The organism is Micromonospora sp. CNZ299, assembly GCF_002754415.1.
In genome coordinates, this window is record NZ_PEFG01000001.1 from 5770970 (window position 1) to 5774592 (window position 3623).

The 3623-nt window shown below is 72.6% G+C and carries 2 protein-coding genes; one reads left to right on the forward strand and one right to left on the reverse strand.

The annotated features are described in order from the left end of the window. Nucleotides 1-24 precede the first annotated feature (24 nt). On the forward strand, nucleotides 25-2889 hold the full coding sequence (locus CLT68_RS26345) for an FAD-binding and (Fe-S)-binding domain-containing protein (RefSeq protein ID WP_099854957.1): 2865 nt from the start codon (nucleotides 25-27) through the stop codon (nucleotides 2887-2889). Nucleotides 2890-2898: 9 nt separating this feature from the next. Here the strand turns inward: CLT68_RS26345 and CLT68_RS26350 are convergent, their stop codons facing one another. Further along, nucleotides 2899-3081: a ribonuclease gene (locus CLT68_RS26350; protein WP_099857667.1), complete on the reverse strand. Its 183-nt coding sequence runs from the start codon at nucleotides 3079-3081 to the stop codon at nucleotides 2899-2901. Nucleotides 3082-3623: the final 542 nt, after the last annotated feature.

Genomic DNA, 3623 nt, shown 5'->3' on the forward strand with positions numbered 1-3623 from the left:
CCACGTTCCCGGGAGGATCCGCCCATGCACCCCGTCGTAGGACCACCCGCACCGACCGCAGCTCGCGCCCGCGAGGTCGCCGAGCTGCTGCGCTCGCGCCTCGACGACCCGACCCGGGCCAGCGCCGAGCTGCCCCGACGGTTGGCGGCGGCGCACGACGCCTCGCCGTACCTGTTCGAGCCGCAGGCCGTCGTCCGCGCCGCCTCGGCTGCTGAGGTGGGGGCGCTGATGGCCGGTGCCCGGGAGGCCGGCGTACCGCTGACCCTGCGCGGCGGTGGCACCAGCCTCGCCGGGCAGGCCGGCGGCGCGGGGGTGCTGGTCGACGTGCGCACCGACTGGCGGCACGCCGAGGTGCTCGACGACGGTCATCGCATCCGGCTCCAGCCCGGCCTGACGATCCGGCAGGCCAACGCCCGGCTGGCCCGCTACCGACGCCGGCTCGGCCCGGACCCGGCCAGCGAGGCCGCGTGCACTGTGGGCGGCATGGTGGCCAACAACTCCAGCGGGATGACCTGCGGCACCACCGACAACGCGTACCGCACCATGGAGTCGCTGCGCTTCGTCCTCCCGTCCGGCACCGTCGTCGACTCCGCCGCACGCGACGCCGACGACCGGCTGCGCGCCGACGAGCCCGAGCTGCACGCCGGGCTGCTGCGCCTACGCGACCGGGTGCGCTCGGCACCGGGGTCGCGCGCCACCATCGAGCGGCTGTTCGCCATGAAGAACACCATGGGGTACGGGCTGAACTCCCTGCTCGACCACAGCAGCCCGGTCGAGATGCTGGCCCACCTGATGATCGGCAGCGAGGGCACGCTCGGCTTCGTGGCCGAGGCCGTCTTCCGTACCGTCGAGATCCACGAGCACGCCGCCACCGGCCTGCTGATCCTGCCCGGGCTCACCGACGCCACCGACGCGCTGCCCGCCCTGCTCGCCGCCGGTGCCCGTACCGCCGAACTGCTCGACGCGGCCGCCCTGCGGGTCAGCCAGCGCGACCCGGGTGCGAGCCCGACCCTGCGCAGCCTGACGGTCGCTGGGCACGCAGCGCTGCTGGTGGAGTTCGCCGAGGACAGCGCGGAGCGGTTGGCCGCGACGCTGGCCGACGCCCGAGGAGTGCTCGACCGGCTGCCCGCCGTCACCGGCACCGAGCTGACCCGCGACCCGCGCGAGCGGGCCCGACTCTGGCACCTGCGCAAGGGCCTCTACACGGCGGTCGCCGGTGCCCGCCCGCCCGGCACCACCGCCCTGCTGGAGGACGTCGCGGTGCCGCTGCCGCGCCTGACCGGCACCTGCGACGGCCTGATCAGCCTGTTCGACAGGCACGGCTACTCCGACGCGGTGATCTTCGGGCACGCCCGGGACGGCAACCTGCACTTCATGCTGACGCAGTCCTTCGACACAGCGGCCGAGATCGACCGCTACGCCCGGTTCACCGACGACATGGTCGACCTCGTGCTGGCCGAGGGGGGAACACTCAAGGCGGAGCACGGCACCGGTCGGGCCATGGCACCCTTCGTCCGCCGCCAGTACGGCGACGAGCTGTACGACGTGATGCGCGAACTCAAGCGGCTGTGCGACCCGAGTGGCCTGCTCAACCCCGGTGTGCTGCTCAACGACGACCCGACGGTGCACCTGCGCCAGCTCAAGGCCGTCCCGACTGTCGACCCCGAGCTGGACGCCTGCGTCGAGTGTGGCTACTGCGAGCCGGTGTGCCCCACCGCCGACGTGACCACCACGCCCCGGCAGCGCATCGTCCTGCAACGACAGATCGCCCTCGCCACCGCCGCCGGCGACGAGGAGCGCCGCCGGGAGCTGACCACCGACTACGAGTACGCGGCGGTGGACAGTTGCGCGGCGGACAGCCTCTGCGTCACCGCCTGCCCGGTCGGCATCGACACCGGCGCGGCGATGAAGCGACTGCGCGCCGAACGGCACGGCCCGCTCGCCCAGCGCACCGCCAGCGCCGCCGCGCGGCACTGGAAGGGTGCCGTGGCCGGCGTCCGGATGGGCCTGAGCGCCGCCCACGCCGTGCCGACGCCGGTGACCCGTGCCGCAACCGGGGTGATCCGCGGGCTCGGTGCCGGCGAACTCGTGCCGCTGTGGAGCGACGACATGCCACGCGCCGGCGCTCCCCGCCCCGCCCCCCGCAGCGCGCCGGACGCGCAGGCGGTGTTCTTCGCGGCCTGCGTCGGCAGCCTCTTCGCGCCGGAGGACGGCCCGGCCGGCGGCTCGGCGGCAGCGTTCCTGCGCCTGTGCGACCTGGCGGGCGTGCCGCTCGTCGTGCCCGCGACGGCGGGCCTGTGCTGCGGAACGCCCTGGCAGTCCAAGGGTTACCCCGCCGGCCACCGCGAGATGGCCGAGCGGACTCTCGCCGCGCTCTGGACGGCCAGCGACGAGGGCCGCCTGCCCATCGTGTGTGACGCGTCGTCCTGCACCCACGGGCTGGCCCAGCTGACCGCCGCGCTGGCCGAGGAGGACCAGGCGCGTTACCCCGACCTGCGCTTCGTCGACAGCGTGACGTTCACCGCCGAGCACCTCCTGCCGGCGCTGCCGGAGCCCCGGCGTCTGGGCTCGATGGCCCTGCACCCCACCTGCTCCACAGTGCACCTGGGCGGCATCGAGGACCTGCGCGCTGTGGCCCGGGCGGTCGCCGACACCGTGACCGTGCCGGACAGTTGGGGGTGCTGCGCCTTCGCCGGCGACCGAGGGCTGCTGCATCCCGAGGTGACCGCCGGCGCCACCGCGGCTCAGGCCGCCGAGATCAACCAGCGCGGCTACGACGCGTACGCCTCCTGCAACCGCACCTGCGAGATGGGCATGAGCCGGGCCACCGGGCAGCCGTACCGGCACGTGCTCCAGGTGCTCGTCGAGGCGGTCGAGCCGCTGGCGTAGCCGGACGGGCTACTCCTCCGGGACGCGAGGGCCCACCTCACCGCGCCTCAGGTGCTCCTCGTTGCGGTCGGCCTCACTGTCGGCGTTCGCGGCACCGGCGCCCGGGTCCGTCGTGCGGCGCCCCTCGGCATCCTGATACACCTCACCGGTTTCGAGGGCTCTCTCCTGCTGACTCTGCTCAGGGGTGGTCATGAAAGCCCAGATACCCTCCGGCCGCACCAACAAACGGTCAGTGGCGTGAATGCCGCAATTTAATGGCCGATCATCGGCGCAATCCGGTTCGCCATGAAATGGGAACGGGATGACTGCGAAAGCCCTCGCGTACCGGAGTTCCACCATTCAGTCGAGAACCGGTCACGTGTTCGACCCGAGCGACCGACGGCAATGGACGAACGCGCACCGGCCCCGCACCGAAAGCGTCGACGGCCGACACGATCTGTGGATCCCATCAAAGATCACGAGTGTGATGATGTGACAGGGAAGCGCATCGGAACAACGACAGCTGTCGCATGAGCGACTGATCACCTTTACCGGCGTGGGTAGCTTCCGAGCCGTGGGGGCGACCGATCGTCGTGTCACAGCATCCCCGCGCCGCAGCCGCTTTACCGGTGCCGCCGACCCAGGTCGACAAACCGTCACAGCAGGCTCGGATGCGAAGTCAGGAGCCATTGCTGGACCGGGCCGCCGCGTGGGCGGATCCGGCCGTTGCTGGCATCACGAAGGAGACGGACGCG

Excerpts from the sequence above, each read along its gene's own strand:
- CLT68_RS26345 (WP_099854957.1), top strand. The coding sequence starts at position 25 with ATGCACCCCGTCGTAGGACCACCCGCACCGACCGCAGCTCGCGCCCGC.
- CLT68_RS26350 (WP_099857667.1), bottom strand. The coding sequence starts at position 3,081 with ATGACCACCCCTGAGCAGAGTCAGCAGGAGAGAGCCCTCGAAACCGGT.